The organism is Bartonella sp. AP65SXKL, assembly GCF_042195725.1.
GTDB lineage: Bacteria > Pseudomonadota > Alphaproteobacteria > Rhizobiales > Rhizobiaceae > Bartonella.
In genome coordinates, this window is record NZ_JBHIOW010000009.1 from 65095 (window position 1) to 81735 (window position 16641).

11 protein-coding genes and 1 tRNA gene are annotated in these 16641 nt (G+C 39.6%); all 12 read right to left on the minus strand.

Features of this window, described 5'->3' with window-relative positions; genetic code table 11:
- Nucleotides 1-488: 488 nt before the first annotated feature.
- Nucleotides 489-1880: an L-serine ammonia-lyase gene (locus ACFIMP_RS06655; protein ID WP_375613465.1), complete on the minus strand. Its 1392-nt coding sequence runs from the start codon at nucleotides 1878-1880 to the stop codon at nucleotides 489-491.
- A gap of 340 nt (nucleotides 1881-2220) precedes the next feature.
- Nucleotides 2221-2910 carry a nitroreductase gene (locus ACFIMP_RS06660; RefSeq protein WP_375612167.1) on the minus strand — a complete coding sequence of 230 codons (690 nt, stop codon included), beginning with the start codon at nucleotides 2908-2910 and terminating at the stop codon, nucleotides 2221-2223.
- 205 nt (nucleotides 2911-3115) lie between these two features.
- Nucleotides 3116-3319, minus strand: coding sequence for a hypothetical protein (locus tag ACFIMP_RS06665; protein ID WP_375613464.1), 204 nt, complete (start codon nucleotides 3317-3319; stop codon nucleotides 3116-3118).
- 715 nt (nucleotides 3320-4034) lie between these two features.
- The gene (gene rpoC, locus ACFIMP_RS06670) at nucleotides 4035-8246 is read right to left on the minus strand and encodes a DNA-directed RNA polymerase subunit beta' (RefSeq protein ID WP_375613463.1); all 4212 of its coding nucleotides are present in this window, start codon (nucleotides 8244-8246) and stop codon (nucleotides 4035-4037) included.
- Between the two features lie 172 nt (nucleotides 8247-8418).
- Nucleotides 8419-12567 carry a DNA-directed RNA polymerase subunit beta gene (gene rpoB / locus ACFIMP_RS06675; protein WP_375613462.1) on the minus strand — a complete coding sequence of 1383 codons (4149 nt, stop codon included), beginning with the start codon at nucleotides 12565-12567 and terminating at the stop codon, nucleotides 8419-8421.
- A 289-nt stretch (nucleotides 12568-12856) separates the two neighbouring features.
- A complete protein-coding gene (gene rplL, locus ACFIMP_RS06680) occupies nucleotides 12857-13228 on the minus strand; it encodes a 50S ribosomal protein L7/L12 (RefSeq protein ID WP_273790654.1) in 372 nt (123 codons plus the stop codon).
- A gap of 101 nt (nucleotides 13229-13329) precedes the next feature.
- Nucleotides 13330-13848, minus strand: a complete 519-nt coding sequence (gene rplJ / locus ACFIMP_RS06685; RefSeq protein WP_012755027.1) for a 50S ribosomal protein L10 — start codon at nucleotides 13846-13848, stop codon at nucleotides 13330-13332.
- A gap of 354 nt (nucleotides 13849-14202) precedes the next feature.
- Nucleotides 14203-14907: a 50S ribosomal protein L1 gene (gene rplA / locus ACFIMP_RS06690; protein ID WP_375613460.1), complete on the minus strand. Its 705-nt coding sequence runs from the start codon at nucleotides 14905-14907 to the stop codon at nucleotides 14203-14205.
- Nucleotides 14908-14911: 4 nt separating this feature from the next.
- A complete protein-coding gene (gene rplK, locus ACFIMP_RS06695; RefSeq protein WP_273723157.1) occupies nucleotides 14912-15340 on the minus strand; it encodes a 50S ribosomal protein L11 in 429 nt (142 codons plus the stop codon).
- 150 nt (nucleotides 15341-15490) lie between these two features.
- On the minus strand, nucleotides 15491-16021 hold the full coding sequence (gene nusG / locus ACFIMP_RS06700; protein ID WP_273790740.1) for a transcription termination/antitermination protein NusG: 531 nt from the start codon (nucleotides 16019-16021) through the stop codon (nucleotides 15491-15493).
- Nucleotides 16022-16041: 20 nt separating this feature from the next.
- Nucleotides 16042-16254, minus strand: a complete 213-nt coding sequence (gene secE / locus ACFIMP_RS06705; RefSeq protein WP_273790652.1) for a preprotein translocase subunit SecE — start codon at nucleotides 16252-16254, stop codon at nucleotides 16042-16044.
- Nucleotides 16255-16453: 199 nt separating this feature from the next.
- Nucleotides 16454-16529: transfer RNA gene (locus ACFIMP_RS06710), tRNA-Trp, on the minus strand.
- Nucleotides 16530-16641: the final 112 nt, after the last annotated feature.

Below are 16641 nucleotides of genomic sequence, written 5' to 3' on the forward strand. Positions count from 1 at the left end.
TTTTTTCAAGGCATTTTTTACCATACTAGGTAGAAAAAACTTCACTTTTAAAAAATTAAAACCTTTAAAATTCTACTTTCTTCATCATAATTATTCAGACTTAAAACAAATTTTCCTTGGATACTCAGGCATAATCTTCCATTACTTAAAAGATATATGGCTATGGAAACTTTTTAAAGCCATAAAACCCAGCTAAAAATAATGGCAGATTGATCACTAATTTTACTTTACGCTTTCTTATTTTTTCCAAATTACACTTTTCCCCACTTTAGAGACAAATCAAACAGATGTACAACACTCTCCCCTCCAAGCTTGCATGCAACACCTATTATTCGTTAAGAAAACACTGAATCATCTCAGATTTATTTCAAACTACTGCTGCACTAAAGTGGAATTTTGATTTATAAGGAACAAAAAACATAAGCTTTATTAGGAAATACGATCTCTCTCCAAAAAGTCCAGTTATGGATTGAAAAATGTTCCAGCTCTTAACAAGATATCGCATTGACTGCAAGACCACCTTTACTTGTCTCTTTATAGCGTTCACTCATATCATGACCAGTCTGGCGCATTGTTTCTATACAAGCATCAAGAGAAACAAAATGATCTCCATTACCATATAATGCAAGAGAAGAAGCCGTTACCGCCTTAACAGCTCCCATTGCATTACGCTCAATACAAGGCACTTGTACAAGACCTGCAACAGGATCACATGTCATTCCCAAGTGATGTTCAAGCGCAATTTCTGCCGCATTTTCAATTTGAGCTGGTGTTCCACCTAACGCTGCGGTCAACCCTGCTGCGGCCATTGAAGATGCCGTTCCAACTTCACCTTGACACCCAACTTCTGCACCAGAAATAGAGGCATTATGTTTGATAACACCGCCTATAGCTGCTGCCGTTAATAGAAAATTATGTATTCCCTCTCGATCTGAATCATCATTAAACTGAAGATAATAACGCAAAACGGCTGGGACGACACCGGCTGCTCCATTTGTTGGTGCTGTAACAACACGACTACCTGCTGCATTTTCCTCATTGACTGCTATAGCATACACCGAAAGCCAATCATTTGCCCAAAGTGGATAATTGTAATTTTTCTTTTGTTTTTCCAAAAGCGTTTCATGCAGCTTTTTAGCGCGCCTTAAAACACGCAATCCACCAGGCAACTCACCTTCTTGTGAAAGACCTCTATCAATGCAATTTGTCATCGCTGAAAAAATTTCATCAAGCCCTACATCAAGAGAAGAACGCTCTATCTTTGTTTCTTCATTTAAGCGCTTCATTTCAGCAATTGAAAGTCCTGATTTTTCTGCCATTGATAACATTGTACAAGCAGAATCGAATGGATATGGTACCTCAAATGCTTCTGGTTGTATATTATCATTCATATGGCTTAATTCATCCTCAGTCACAACAAAGCCACCACCGATAGAATAATAAATCTGCCGCAACAGAACATTCCCATCAGTATCAAGTCCTTCAAAGGCTAGTCCATTTGTATGTCCAGGGAGGATTTGCTTTCGTTCAAAAATAAGATCACGTTGCACATCAAACTGATAAGCGGGATGACCTTCTGGTTGCACTTTTTTTTCACGTATAACTTTTTCTAACAAAAACCCCATGCTATCAGGATCAACAGTAGAAGCTTTTTCTCCTAAAAGTCCTAATATGATAGCTCTATCTGTTGCATGACCAATACCCGTGAAAGCTAAAGAACCATAAAGATAAACACGTATACGAGAAACTTGAACATCAGACGACTGAGAAAAATCTCCTATCTTTTGCAAAAACATATTAGCAGCAGTCATTGGTCCCATCGTATGTGAGCTAGAAGGACCAATCCCAATTTTAAAAAGTTCAAAAACAGATAGAAACACGTATCACCTTAAACTATAGTACAGCTTGAGCATATATGCTTTTTCATAACGTTTCTTCCGCTTAAAATCAAATTGCGAGATAAACTAAAAAAATGACAACAATAAACACGAATGTCGCTCGTCTTGCTACCACCCAACACTTTCTTTCTATAGTGTTTTCCATTAGCCAACCTTTAAAACGGACAATGCCCCTAGAGTCACCACTCCCAATGTTCCAAACGTAGTAAAATAAGTGTTAATATGCAATATTAAAATTCAATAAGGATGAGAAATCTTATCGGAAATATTTTTCATAATGCACTAAGTTCTTCAAAACATATGCTTAATTGTATAAAATATTTTATGGGTATGTTTCAATGAAACGTACAAATTTTTCTAACGATTCTCGTTCTGTCTCAAAATTGTTTTCTGGAGCACTCATATCGCGATAACCAAGTGCCATACCACAGATAATATGGCGATCAGAAGGAATAGATAAAAGCGTACGAATCTGTTTATGATAATCAGCAAAAGCAGCTTGAGGACAGGTATCTAATCCAAATCCACGTGCAGCTAACATAATGGTCTGCATAAACATACCCAAATCAAGCCAACTCCCCATTTCCATGTCGTGATCCATTGTAAATAAGAGTCCTACAGGTGCATCAAAAAATAAAAAATTTCGCGCCTTTTGATGAAGTATTTTTTCTTCATCACCTTTTTGAATTCCAAGACTCTGATAAAGATCCAAACCAACTTTTCGACGCCTTGAAATATAGGGCTCACGCCACTGACGTGGATAATAACTATATTCACGCTCTCCTTTTACACCTGAAAGCACAAGTTGTGAAAGCTCTTGCCCTACTTTCTGTAATACACTTCCTGTAAGCACAATTACTTGCCATGGCTGAATATTTGTTCCAGATGGTGCACGTGCTGCAAGTTTTAAGATTTCTTTGATTGTTTCCAAACTAACTGGCTGATCAGTAAAAGCGCGAATTGACTTTCGTGACAATATAGATTGAAAAACACTCATAGGAGAAACTGTCATTGTTTTTACTTTCTTTGTGAAAAATAGTTTTTTCTTATCAAGAATAATATACTGCGAAAATACCTTTGCAGCTTTTTCAAACACTCTATTTCTTTAAATGACTTACACATTTCACGCAGTGGTAAATATTCCCCTTAGAGACGGTATAATCTATCTCTTTTAAGAGAAAGAAATTAGTCTAAAAGAAGACAAAATAAATTTATAATCAATGACTACCCCCCAACTCCGCTAAGCTCTCAAAAAAACTCTCTTCAATTCGTTCTAAATCCTGTAGAAGATCATCAACATCATGCTGCATCTGCTTTAAATCAGTTCGTTTTTTATGAATTCCTGCAATTAATTTCTTAAGCTTTTTCTCATCATCAGGTGGTTTTCCAACCATTGTCAACATATCAGATATTTCAGACAACGAAAATTTTACTCTGTTAGCATACAGGATTTGTTTTAACTTATGACGATCCGTTTATGTATAAAGCCGTGTACTTCCACACCGAAAAGGGATAAGAAGTCCCTCTTCTTCATAGCAAAGTTCGAGCTATTATTGAAAACTCACGTGTTAATTTTCCAATTGAATAATATTCGTACATTTTATTATTCTGTCTGCATAGATCACATTGTTATAAGAAATATGTCTATTTTTTATAAAACTTAGTGAGCACCTTAATCTCTACTTTTCTGCATTCTAATTTAGAAGAAAATACATTCACAAACATTGTATAGTAGAGAATCAATTATTTTTTAGATTATAGAAAAGACTCTTGATCTTTCATCATAAGTCCTTTTAAATTTTTATAGAAGATATCAATCAAAAATTTTCCTAAAGTTCAAAATCAATCTTATTTGATTTGTAGATAATCAACTCTTTTCCTTGAATATGATTTTTGAGTTTCACATATTTTGGAAAAATTCTATACTGCTTTTAGAAATTAAGAAACTTTAAAATAAAGTAACAAAAAAGATAAGCATCATTACAAAATAATAAGCTACTAAAGATGTTTAAAATAACTATCGCCTTATAATTTTTGATATTTTTCAAAAAAATATACAACTTCTGCATTTCGAAATAAAAAAACGTCTAAACTTTCTATTCAGACGTTTTTATATTATGTGGTGTTGTATTTAAATTATTCAGCAACGGCCCCAGTTGTCATATTTGTCAACATAGCCTTAGCCACTTCGTTATTACTAGACTTACGCTGCTCATCTACAATCAAATCATCACGAACTGCAGCAATACGACGGATTTGAGAAATTGTACCACCCGTACCTGCTGGAATAAGACGACCGACAATAACGTTCTCTTTAAGTCCTTGCAAAGTATCAATTTTACCAGAAACTGCTGCTTCAGTAAGAACACGTGTTGTTTCCTGAAACGATGCCGCCGAAATGAAAGAAGGTGTTTGAAGAGAAGCTTTTGTAATTCCAAGAAGAATGGGATTACCAGATGCAGGTTTCTTCCCTTCTGCAATCAAATTATCATTGATTTCATCAAGTTCAATACGATCAACATTATCACCTGGAATATAACCAGAATCTCCAGATTCAGTAATTTCAACTTTTTGCAACATTTGACGAACAATCACTTCAATGTGCTTATCATTAATAAGAACTCCCTGCAGACGATAAACCTCCTGAATCTCATTAACAAGATAAGATGCCAAAGCTTCAACCCCCTTAATCGCCAAGATGTCATGAGGTGCTGGATTACCATCAAGGATATAATCTCCCTTTTCAATTTGATCGCCTTCTTGGAAGTGGAACAACTTACCTTTTGGAATCAAGTATTCTACTGCCTCAAGAGTTTCATCATTTGGTTCAATAATGATACGACGTTTATTCTTATAACCACGGCCAAATCGAATTGTACCACTAACTTCAGCAATAATCGCATGATCCTTTGGACGACGCGCTTCAAAAAGCTCAGCCACACGAGGAAGACCACCCGTAATATCTTTCGTCTTGGCACTTTCCATTGGCAAACGAGCAATAACATCACCAGCCTTAACATGAGCACCAAGCTCAACAGAAAGAATAGTTTCCACTGACATCATATAACGGGCTTCACCTCCCTTATACAATTTAGCAATGGATTCACCTTCTTTATCCGTGTGAATAATAATAGCTGGTTTAAGATCCGCACCACGTGGATTAGCGCGCCAATCAATCACCAAACGCTTCGTAATACCCGTAGATTCATCAGCTGTTTCAGTGACAGATAAACCATCAATCATATCTTCAAAACCCACATAGCCTTCAACTTCCGTTAAAATTGGACGTGTATAAGGATCCCATTCTGCTATACGTTGGCCACGTTTAACCACATCACCATCATCAACAAAAATATGAGCACCATAGCTAACACGATGTACAACGCGCTCTTTTCCTAACTCATCCTTGATAAGGATAGCCATATTACGCCCCATAACAACCAAATGGCCTTCAGAGTTACGAACTACATTACGATTACGAATCTCCACCTTACCTTCATAAGATGCCTCTAAATACGATGAATCAACAACCTGCGCAGTTCCTCCTAAGTGAAAAGTACGCATAGTAAGCTGTGTTCCCGGCTCACCAATGGATTGAGCAGCAATAACACCAACCGCTTCTCCCTGATTAACAGGTGTTCCACGCGCCAAATCACGACCATAGCATTTTGCACAAACACCAAGACGTGTTTCACATGTTAATGCAGAACGAATTTGAACAGATTGAATCCCAGCTGCTTCAATCTTCGCGACATCAGCTTCCTCAATCATTGCTCCACCTTCAAGGATAACCTCTCCAGAGACAGGATGTAGAATATCAACAAGCGCTGTACGACCAAGAATTCTTTGCCCAAGGGAGGCAACAATTTGTCCTGCATCAACAATCGGCTGCATGGTAAGCCCTTTTGCGGTACCACAATCAACTGCTGAAATAATAGCATCCTGTGCAACATCAACAAGACGCCGTGTTAAATAACCAGAGTTCGCCGTCTTTAACGCAGTATCAGCAAGTCCTTTACGTGCACCATGCGTGGAATTGAAGTATTCATTAACAGTTAGACCTTCTTTAAAATTTGAAATAATGGGTGTTTCAATAATTTCACCCGATGGTTTTGCCATTAATCCACGCATACCGGCCAATTGTCTCATCTGGTTAGCAGAACCACGAGCACCAGAGTGCGACATCATATAGATAGAATTCATCGGCCGTTGACGACCTGTTTTAGGATCAAAATCCACAGCTTGAATACGTTTCATCATTTCATCTGCGACGCGATCTGTACATTTACCCCAAGCATCTACAACCTTATTGTATTTTTCACCTTGTGTAATCAAACCATCATTATATTGCTGTTCGTACTCCTTAGCCAAAGCTTCTGTTTCTGCGACTAAACGCGACTTACTATCAGGAATAACCATATCGTCCTTACCGAATGAAATTCCTGCACGACAAGCATAAGAAAAGCCAAGCTGCATAATACGGTCACAAAAAATAACCGTCTCTTTTTGTCCACAGTGCCGATAAACATGATCAATCATTTTAGAAATGTTCTTTTTCGTCATCTCTTGATTGACAATATCAAATGAGATATCCGCACTTTTTGGCAAAAGCTCACCGATAATCAAACGACCAGGTGTCGTATCATAAAGTTTAGAGACTTCTTTTCCATCCTTCCCCATATTCTTAACACGGCCTTTAATCTTCGTATGAAGCGTTATAACCTTATTTTCCAAGGCATAATGAAGCTCACCTATATCAGAAAAGGCCATTCCTTCACCTGGTTCTTTTTCAGAAACAATTGAAAGATAATAAAGACCAAGAACCATATCCTGTGAGGGAACAATAATGGGAGCACCATTGGCCGGATGAAGAATATTATTGGTGGACATCATCAAAACACGGGCTTCAAGTTGTGCTTCAAGAGAAAGCGGAACATGAACCGCCATCTGATCACCATCAAAATCCGCATTAAAAGCAGTACACACCAATGGATGTAGCTGTATAGCTTTTCCCTCAATCAAGATAGGCTCAAAAGCTTGAATTCCCAAACGGTGCAATGTTGGTGCACGATTGAGCAAAACAGGGTGTTCACGAATAACCTCATCCAAGATATCCCAAACTTCTGGATGTTCTTTTTCAACAAGCTTCTTTGCCTGCTTTACCGTTGATGAATAGCCTTTTGCATCAAGCCGCGCATAAATAAAAGGCTTAAATAATTCAAGAGCCATTTTTTTGGGAAGACCACATTGATGCAATTTTAATTCAGGACCCGTCACGATAACAGAACGCCCCGAGTAATCAACACGCTTCCCAAGTAAGTTCTGACGAAAACGCCCTTGCTTGCCCTTCAACATATCTGATAAAGACTTAAGAGGACGTTTATTGGCTCCAGTAATCACACGCCCACGCCGTCCATTATCAAACAATGCATCAACAGCTTCTTGTACCATACGCTTTTCATTGCGTACGATAATTCCAGGAGCTCGCAATTCAATCAGCCGCTTCAAGCGGTTATTACGATTAATAACACGCCGATAAAGATCATTCAGATCTGATGTCGCAAAACGCCCACCATCAAGCGGAACCAATGGACGCAAATCCGGTGGAATAACCGGAATTGTTTTCATAATCATCCACTCTGGCTTATTTCCAGATTCAAGAAAATTTTCAACGATTTTAAGTCGTTTAATCAATTTTTTCTGCTTTAACTCTGAAGTTGTTTCAGCTAATTCAAGACGCAAATCATTAGCGATTTTATCTAACTCCATACTAGCTAAAAGCTCGTAAATAGCTTCAGCGCCAATCATAGCTGTAAACTGATCTTCTCCAAATTCATCAATAGCAAGCATATATTCTTCTTCAGAAAGAAGCTGATGGAGCTTAAGAGATGTTAACCCTGGTTCGGTTACAATATAATTCTCAAAATAAAGAACCCGTTCAATATCTTTTAAAGTTAAATCTAAAAGTGTAGAAATACGGCCTGGTAATGATTTAAGAAACCATATATGCGCAACGGGTGCCGCAAGTTCAATATGCCCCATACGCTCACGACGTACGCGCGAAAGAGTAACCTCTACACCACATTTTTCACAAATAATGCCCTTATACTTCATGCGTTTATATTTGCCACATAGACATTCATAGTCCTTAATAGGGCCAAATATACGTGCACAAAAAAGACCATCACGTTCTGGTTTAAAAGTCCGATAATTAATAGTCTCAGGCTTCTTAATCTCACCATACGACCAGGACAAAATTTTCTCAGGACTCGCAATAGAAATACGAATAGAGTCAAATGTCTGCGCTGGCGCTTGAGGATTGAAAAGATTCATGACCTCGTGGTTCATGCTGTTCTCCTTCAAAGATTCTTAGAACCTGTTGTAATATCTCATTTATTTTATAACAGATCTTCTTTAAAATACATTTACTTTTAAAAATGACCTGTATAGCCTTAATAAGGTTATTGAGCCTCTTAAAGTAATAAGAGCGCAGCCCTTTTCTAGTGCGCTCCTTGAATTATTATTCTGCCGTATCAGACAATGCCCGCTGTGCAATAAGTTCACGCGCATCATCAAGCTCCACATTAAGAGCAAGTGAGCGCATTTCTTTTACCAACACATTAAAGCTTTCGGGTATACCTGCCTCAAATGTATCATCACCACGCACAATTGCCTCATAGACTTTTGTTCGACCAGCCACATCATCTGATTTTACTGTTAGCATCTCCTGCAAAGTGTATGCAGCACCATAAGCTTCAAGCGCCCATACCTCCATTTCACCAAAACGCTGACCACCAAATTGTGCCTTACCTCCTAATGGCTGCTGCGTAACAAGTGAATAGGGACCAATAGAACGCGCATGAATCTTATCATCAACAAGGTGATGCAATTTCAACATGTAAATATATCCCACCGTTACTGGACGATCAAAAGGCTCCCCAGTACGACCATCATAAAGCGTAACCTGCCCTGAACTATCTAAGCCTGCGTCTTCCAGCATCATGTTAATATCAGACTCATGTGCTCCATCAAAAACAGGCGTTGCAATTGAAACCCCTTTCTTCATCTGCAAGGCCAATTTGTAAAGGCTTTCATTATCATACTGACGAACTGGTTCATTATGATTATCATCAGGCATAAGATTTTCAATACGCTGACGCAACGGCAATATATCCCCAGTCTCTTGATATAACTCTAACAAAGCACCAATCTTCTTGCCCATCCCCGCACATGCCCAACCAAGATGCGTTTCAAGAATTTGTCCAACATTCATACGACTAGGCACACCCAGCGGATTCAAGACGATATCAGCATGGGTCCCATCTTCAAGAAATGGCATATCTTCTACGGGAAGAATACGTGAAACAACACCCTTATTCCCGTGACGTCCCGCCATCTTGTCACCTGGTTGGATTTTGCGCTTCACAGCCACAAAAACTTTCACCATTTTCATGACACCAGGAGGCATTTCATCACCTCTTTGGACCTTTTCAACCTTATCCATAAAGCGACGTTGTAATGCTTCTTTTGATTCATCATATTGCTTGCGCAAAGCTTCAATTTCATTTTGAAGCTTTTCATCCTCAACAGCAAATTGCCACCACTGGGATCGCGGATAATGCCCCATTACTGTACTATCAAGCTTTTTACTACCCGAAAAGCCTTTCGGACCTTCTACAGCAACTTTACCTGTCAACATATCGGTGAGGCGCGCATAAACATTGCGATCAAGAATAGACTGTTCATCATCACGGTCTTTTGCTAAACGCTCAATTTCTTCACGCTCAATTGCCATCGCACGTTCATCTTTTTCCACGCCATGGCGATTAAAAACGCGAACTTCAACAACAGTACCAAAAGTCCCAGGAGGCATACGCATAGAAGTATCACGAACATCGGATGCCTTTTCCCCAAAAATTGCACGCAGAAGCTTTTCTTCCGGCGTCATGGGACTTTCACCTTTTGGGGTAATCTTTCCAACTAAAATATCACCTGGTTGAACTTCAGCACCAATATAAATAATGCCAGCTTCATCAAGGTTTCTTAACGCTTCTTCCGCAACATTAGGAATGTCGCGCGTAATTTCCTCAGGTCCAAGTTTTGTATCGCGTGCCGCAACTTCAAATTCCTCAATATGAATTGAAGTAAACACATCATCAGCAACAATGCGCTCGGATAACAAAATAGAATCTTCATAATTGTATCCATTCCAAGGCATAAAGGCTACGAGAACATTCCGCCCAAGAGCCAAATCACCAAGATCCGTGGATGGACCATCTGCAATGATATCACCTTTCTCTACCCTATCACCGACATGTACAAGAGGACGCTGATTAATACAAGTGGACTGATTAGAACGCTGAAATTTCTGTAAGCGGTAAATATCAACGCCTGATTTTGAAGGATCTAAATCTTCTGTTGCACGGATAACAATACGGGTAGCATCGACTTGATCAACAACACCACTACGTTTTGCACTCACAGCAGCTCCTGAATCGCGCGCAACAATAGATTCCATTCCCGTCCCAACAAATGGCGCTTCAGCGCGTACAAGAGGAACTGCTTGACGCTGCATGTTCGATCCCATAAGCGCACGATTCGCATCATCATTTTCCAAAAAAGGAATAAGCGCTGCTGCAACTGAAACCAACTGTTTTGGTGAAACATCCATCAAATCAACATGATCACGCGGCGCCATTAAAACTTCACCAGCATGACGGCAAACAACAAACTCTTCTATAAAACGACCTTCGTTATCTAATGAAGAATTAGCCTGAGCGACATAATGCTTTGCTTCTTCCATCGCTGAAAGATAAATAACTTCTTTTGTGACTTTTCCATCAATAATTTTTCGATATGGGCTTTCAATAAAGCCATATTTGTTAACTCGCGCAAATGTTGCTAAGGAGTTAATCAGACCAATATTGGGGCCTTCTGGTGTTTCAATCGGACAAATACGACCATAATGCGTAGGATGTACGTCACGGACTTCAAAACCCGCACGTTCACGAGTCAAACCACCTGGACCAAGAGCAGAAAGACGGCGCTTATGGGTAATTTCTGACAATGGATTGGTTTGATCCATAAACTGCGACAATTGTGAAGACCCAAAAAATTCACGGACTGCTGCTGCCGCAGGCTTTGCATTGATCAAATCCTGTGGCATAACTGTATCAATTTCAACCGATGACATACGCTCTTTTATCGCACGTTCCATACGAAGAAGACCAATGCGATATTGATTTTCCATCAACTCCCCGACGGAACGAACGCGACGGTTGCCAAGATTATCAATATCATCAATTTCACCACGTCCATCACGCAATTCAACCAACATCTTAACAACAGCAAGAATATCCTCTTGGCGTAAAATGCGAACTGTGTCTGGACAATCAAGATCCATACGTAAATTCATCTTAACACGCCCGACAGCTGAAAGATCATAACGCTCTGGATCAAAAAACAATGAATGGAACATTGCTTCTGCTGTATCGATTGTTGGAGGTTCACCTGGACGCATCACCCGGTAAATATCAAATAACGCATCCTGCCGACTTTCATTTTTATCCACCTTCAAAGTATTGCGGATGTAAGCGCCAATATTCATGTGATCAATATCAAGAATATTGACTTGATCAGCACTAACATCGAGCAGAACTTTTAATACTTTTTCGTCAATTTCATCACCAGCTTCAAGGTAGATTTCACCTGTTTCGTAATTGACGATATCTTCGGCTAGATAACAACCTAATAAATCATCTTCACTAACTTTAACCGCTTTAAGTCCTTTTTCTACCAAAGACTTCGCAGTACGAACTGTTAATTTTTTACCAGCCTCCGCAACGACTTCACCACTATCTGCATCTATAAGGTCAGAAATGAGCTTCATTCCTTTAAAGCGATCCACAGAATAAGGAACTCGCCATCCTTCTCCATCACGCTCATAAGTCACTTTATCATAAAACGTCGATAAAATATCCGACGCATCCATACCTAATGCCATCAAAAGACTAGTAACAGGAACCTTGCGCCGTCGATCAATACGCGCATAAATGATGTCCTTAGCATCAAACTCAATATCAAGCCAAGAACCACGATACGGAATAACACGAGCAGCAAAAAGAAGCTTTCCTGATGAATGGGACTTTCCTTTATCATGGTCAAAAAAGACACCAGGAGAACGATGCATCTGAGAAACAATAACACGCTCCGTACCATTAACAATAAAGGTACCATTCGTCGTCATTAAAGGCATATCGCCCATATAAACGCCTTGCTCTTTAATGTCTTTGATATCTTTGGAGCCAGTATCCTCATCAACATCAAAAACAATCAAACGCAATATGACCTTTAATGGGGCAGCATAAGTTAAATCACGTTGACGGCACTCTTCAACATCAAATTTTGGTAAATCAAATTCATAACCTACAAACTCAAGCATAGCTGTACCGGAAAAATCTGAAATAGGAAAAACCGATTTAAAAACAGCTTGCAAACCTTCATCTGGTCGCCCACCTTTCGGTTCCTCAACCATGAGAAATTGATCGTATGAGGCTTTTTGAACCTCAATAAGATTCGGCATTTCTGCTACTTCAGGAATCTTACCAAAAAATTTCCGTACGCGCTTACGACCATTGAATTGAGACATCATTGCGTGAGTCTGAGCCATCGTCGCTCCTTGATCTTTACTCTTCAAGGTAGACCAACCTTGAAAGCCTTATACCATTAACCTGCATATGCAGACCAGTTCACTTGACACTCAATAATGAGCATCATTAACTTTCCCCACCAACATAAGCCATTTATCTCTTTGACTCTATGATGAAGGGGTAAGTAATCCAAACCTATCCCATTCCTGTTACGAAACCATTGGGAAAAGTTTTTTACTCATTATTTTCCCTCTTTGTATTAAGAGAAAGAAAATCGGCGAACATAAATGCCCGCCGATAAAATTAAATTTACTTAAGTTCCACCTTAGCACCGGCAGCTTCAAGTTGAGATTTAATTTTTTCTGCTTCTTCTTTAGAAGCAGCCTCTTTAATAGGCTTAGGTGCACCTTCAACCAGATCTTTAGCTTCTTTAAGACCAAGTCCAGTAAGAGCACGAACTTCCTTAATAACATTAATTTTTTGTGCGCCACCTTCAACAAGAATAACATCAAATTCTGTTTTTTCTTCAGCAGCTGGAGCAGCAGCACCAGCAACAGCAGCGACAGCTACAGGAGCAGCAGCCGAAACTCCCCACTTTTCTTCAAGTAACTTAGAAAGCTCAGCGGCTTCCAAAAGGGTTAGATTAGAAAGGTCTTCTACGATCTTCTCTAGATCAGCCATTTTTAAATTCCTTCAATTAAAAGATTTGAACCATTATTAAATCTTATTCAAAAAAACAGAAAAGCATTAAAGCTCTTCCATAAACGTGAATACAAACAGCCTTAAGCCGCCTTATCCTCCTGAGCATATGCTCCAATGACACGTGCAACCTGACCAGCAGGGGCATTAACAACCTGTGCAATACGGGTCGCAGGGGTAGAAATCATACCCACAAGTTTTGCACGCAACTCGTTTAATGAAGGCAATGAAGCCAATGACTTCACAGCATCTACAGTTAAACTTGTTGCACCCATTGAACCGCCAAGTATGACAAATTTGTCATTGCTTTTCGCAAAATCAACAGCAACTTTCGGTGCTGTGATTGGATCTTCTGAATAAGCAATAAGTGTTTGTCCAGTAAACAAACCCACTATCGATTCAGATTCCGTGCCCTGAAGAGCGATTTTAGCAAGACGGTTTTTGGCGACCTTAACGGCACCGCCAGCTTCACCCATTTTCGAACGCAGATCATTCATCTGTGAAACTGTCAGACCGGAATAATGTGCAACAACAACAGAACCAGACTTCCGAAAAGCCTCGTTAAGCCATGTAACAAATTCGCGTTTTTCCGCTCTATTCACTGTCTCTCTCCATTTAACAGATTTGCTTAAAACAAACCTGTTGGTTACCTTTGATAACATAAAATACTTCATGTCACCGATGAGGATCCTGTCCCCTTTTTCACGCACAGCGTTCAAAGGCAACCTTGGCTCAAACCCTTTAAGTCTTTTAACTCTCAGTTTTTACCCCAGTCTCATGCAGGTTTTTTTGATTAAGATACTTAAAAGCATCACCTACAATCTCGGACAGGATATTCCGGAATTTCTCCCGGTACAACCTAAGCCCTATAAAGCTTAGATAGCGAGCTGATCAAAATCAGCATTTTAAATACAATTTTGATATTCCCATACCCCAAAACAAAATTATAAATCAGCTTATACTAGCTCTGAACGAACCGTTGCTGGATCAACTTTAACACCAATTCCCATAGTCGACGAAACAGCAACGCGCTTAATATACTCACCTTTTGCACCTTGCGGTTTGGCTTTAATAACTGCACTTGCAAAGGCTTTTATATTTTCTACGATTTTTTCAACACCAAAAGAAGCCTTACCAATACCAGCATGCACAATACCAGCTTTTTCCACACGAAACTCAACAGCACCACCTTTAGAAGCTTTGACAGCACCGGCGACATCAAGTGTTACAGTACCAACTTTCGGATTCGGCATCAAACTCCGTGGACCAAGAATCTTACCAAGACGACCAACAAGAGGCATCATGTCTGGCGTTGCAATACAACGATCAAAATCTATAGTCCCTCTATTAACGCTTTCAAATAAATCTTCGGCACCCACAATATCAGCTCCTGCCGCCTTAGCTTCCTCAGCCTTATCCCCACGAGCAAAAACGGCAACACGAATATTTCTCCCTGTTCCATTAGGCAAATGAGCAACGCCTCGAACCATTTGATCAGCATGACGAGGATCAACACCCAAGTTCATTGAAATTTCGATTGTTTCATCAAACTTAGCAACGGCACGCTCCTTAACCATTGAAACGGCATCTTTTAAAGCGTAGAGTTCATTAAAATCAATATCTTTTCGGATATTTTTTATTCTTTTTGCTACTTTTGCCATAATATTAGCCCACCACTTCCAAGCCCATCGAGCGAGCAGAACCTTCAACCATACGCATTGCTGCCTCAATGTCATTCGCATTAAGATCTTTCATCTTTGATTCCGCAATCGAACGAATTTTATCGCGAGAAATGCTTCCTACAGACACTTTACCAGGCTCTTTTGAGCCAGATTTCAGGTTTGCTTCCTTCTTTAAAAAGAATGATACAGGAGGCGTCTTGAGAGAAAAGGTGAAAGACTTATCTTGGTAATACGTAATAACAACTGGAATCGGTGCCCCCTTTTCCATTTCTTGTGTCGCTGCATTAAACGCCTTACAAAATTCCATGATATTAATACCACGCTGCCCAAGAGCTGGACCAATTGGTGGAGATGGAGTAGCAGCTCCTGCAGGAACCTGCAACTTAAGCTGACCTATACTTTTTTTTGCCATAACAATCTGCCTTTAATTTCACTGGTATACTGACAATTCATCTTGCCCGTTACCCGCTTGCAGTCACGTGGTTCGGATCATTAAGCCGACAAAAGCTATAAATCACCTCCCACTCCTTCCTTAAAGTAATTAAAACTACTCTAAGTTTAATCAGAGTTTTTCAACCTGACCAAATTCCAAATCAACAGGCGTAGGACGCCCAAAAATAAGCACTTCAACCTTAAGACGAGAGCGCTCTTCTTCAACCTCTTGAACAATTCCATTAAACGAAACAAAAGGACCATCAGCAACGCGAACTTGCTCTCCAACCTCAAACAATACAGAGGACTTTGGAGACTCAACCCTTTCCTGAACTTGTTTGAGAATTTGCTCAACCTCTCGATCAGAAATAGGAACAGGACGCGCATCCGACCCTAAAAAACCTGTCACTTTAGGCGTATTCTTAATAAGATGATAAACTTCATCTGTTAACTCAGCACGAACAAGAACATAACCAGGAAAAAATTTTCGCTCAGTATCAACTTTGCGTCCACGACGAACCTCTACAACACGCTCTGTTGGAACAAAAATCTTTTCAAAAAGATGATCAAGTCCCTTTTGCTTTGCCTCCTTATCAATAGCTTCAGCTACTTTCTTTTCAAAATTTGAATATGCCTGAACAATATACCAACGAGCTGCCACAGTCACACTTCCTTACATTCTCAACTAAAAAGATATTTCAGAAGATCAATAACCCGCCAAACACCAAAATGCATAACCTGATCCACAATAAAAAAGAAAGCTGAAGCCAATGCAGTTACCAACAAAACCATAATAGTAGAAATAACCGTCTCACGACGTGTAGGCCATTTCACTTTAATTGTTTCTGCATAAACCTGCTTCAAAAAGGTAATCGGATTGGTTTTAGATGCCATCGTCACACTATACTCTCTCTAGTCCTATTGTGTTTTATAGAACAAAATAAACAGGAAAAAATGCAAAAGCCAACTTTCAGACTTATGCAATTTCTTTACTTTCTATTCAATACCGTTTCACACACAAAAAAACAAGCCCCATATCAAAAAAAGCGAAAAAGGCAGCAAAATCCACTCCCTTATATGTAAAATCCCCCTTTGGCAGGGGCAGCAGGACTTGAACCCGCGACCTGCGGTTTTGGAGACCGCCGCTCTACCAACTGAGCTATACCCCTAACTCTCAAAACTAAAACACTTTTAACACCCCTTTAACAAGCATTATTTATTCAATGATCTTAGAGACGATACCGGCACCAACAGTACGACCACCTTCACGAATAGCAAAAC

Bases quoted from the DNA above. Each gene is read 5' to 3' on its own strand.
- rplL (WP_273790654.1), bottom strand. From the start codon at position 13,228: ATGGCTGATCTAGAGAAGATCGTAGAAGACCTTTCTAATCTAACCCTT.
- rpoC (WP_375613463.1), bottom strand. From the start codon at position 8,246: ATGAACCACGAGGTCATGAATCTTTTCAATCCTCAAGCGCCAGCGCAG.
- rplA (WP_375613460.1), bottom strand. From the start codon at position 14,907: ATGGCAAAAGTAGCAAAAAGAATAAAAAATATCCGAAAAGATATTGAT.
- secE (WP_273790652.1), bottom strand. From the start codon at position 16,254: ATGGCATCTAAAACCAATCCGATTACCTTTTTGAAGCAGGTTTATGCA.
- ACFIMP_RS06660 (WP_375612167.1), bottom strand. From the start codon at position 2,910: ATGACAGTTTCTCCTATGAGTGTTTTTCAATCTATATTGTCACGAAAG.
- rpoB (WP_375613462.1), bottom strand. From the start codon at position 12,567: ATGGCTCAGACTCACGCAATGATGTCTCAATTCAATGGTCGTAAGCGC.
- rplK (WP_273723157.1), bottom strand. From the start codon at position 15,340: ATGGCAAAAAAAAGTATAGGTCAGCTTAAGTTGCAGGTTCCTGCAGGA.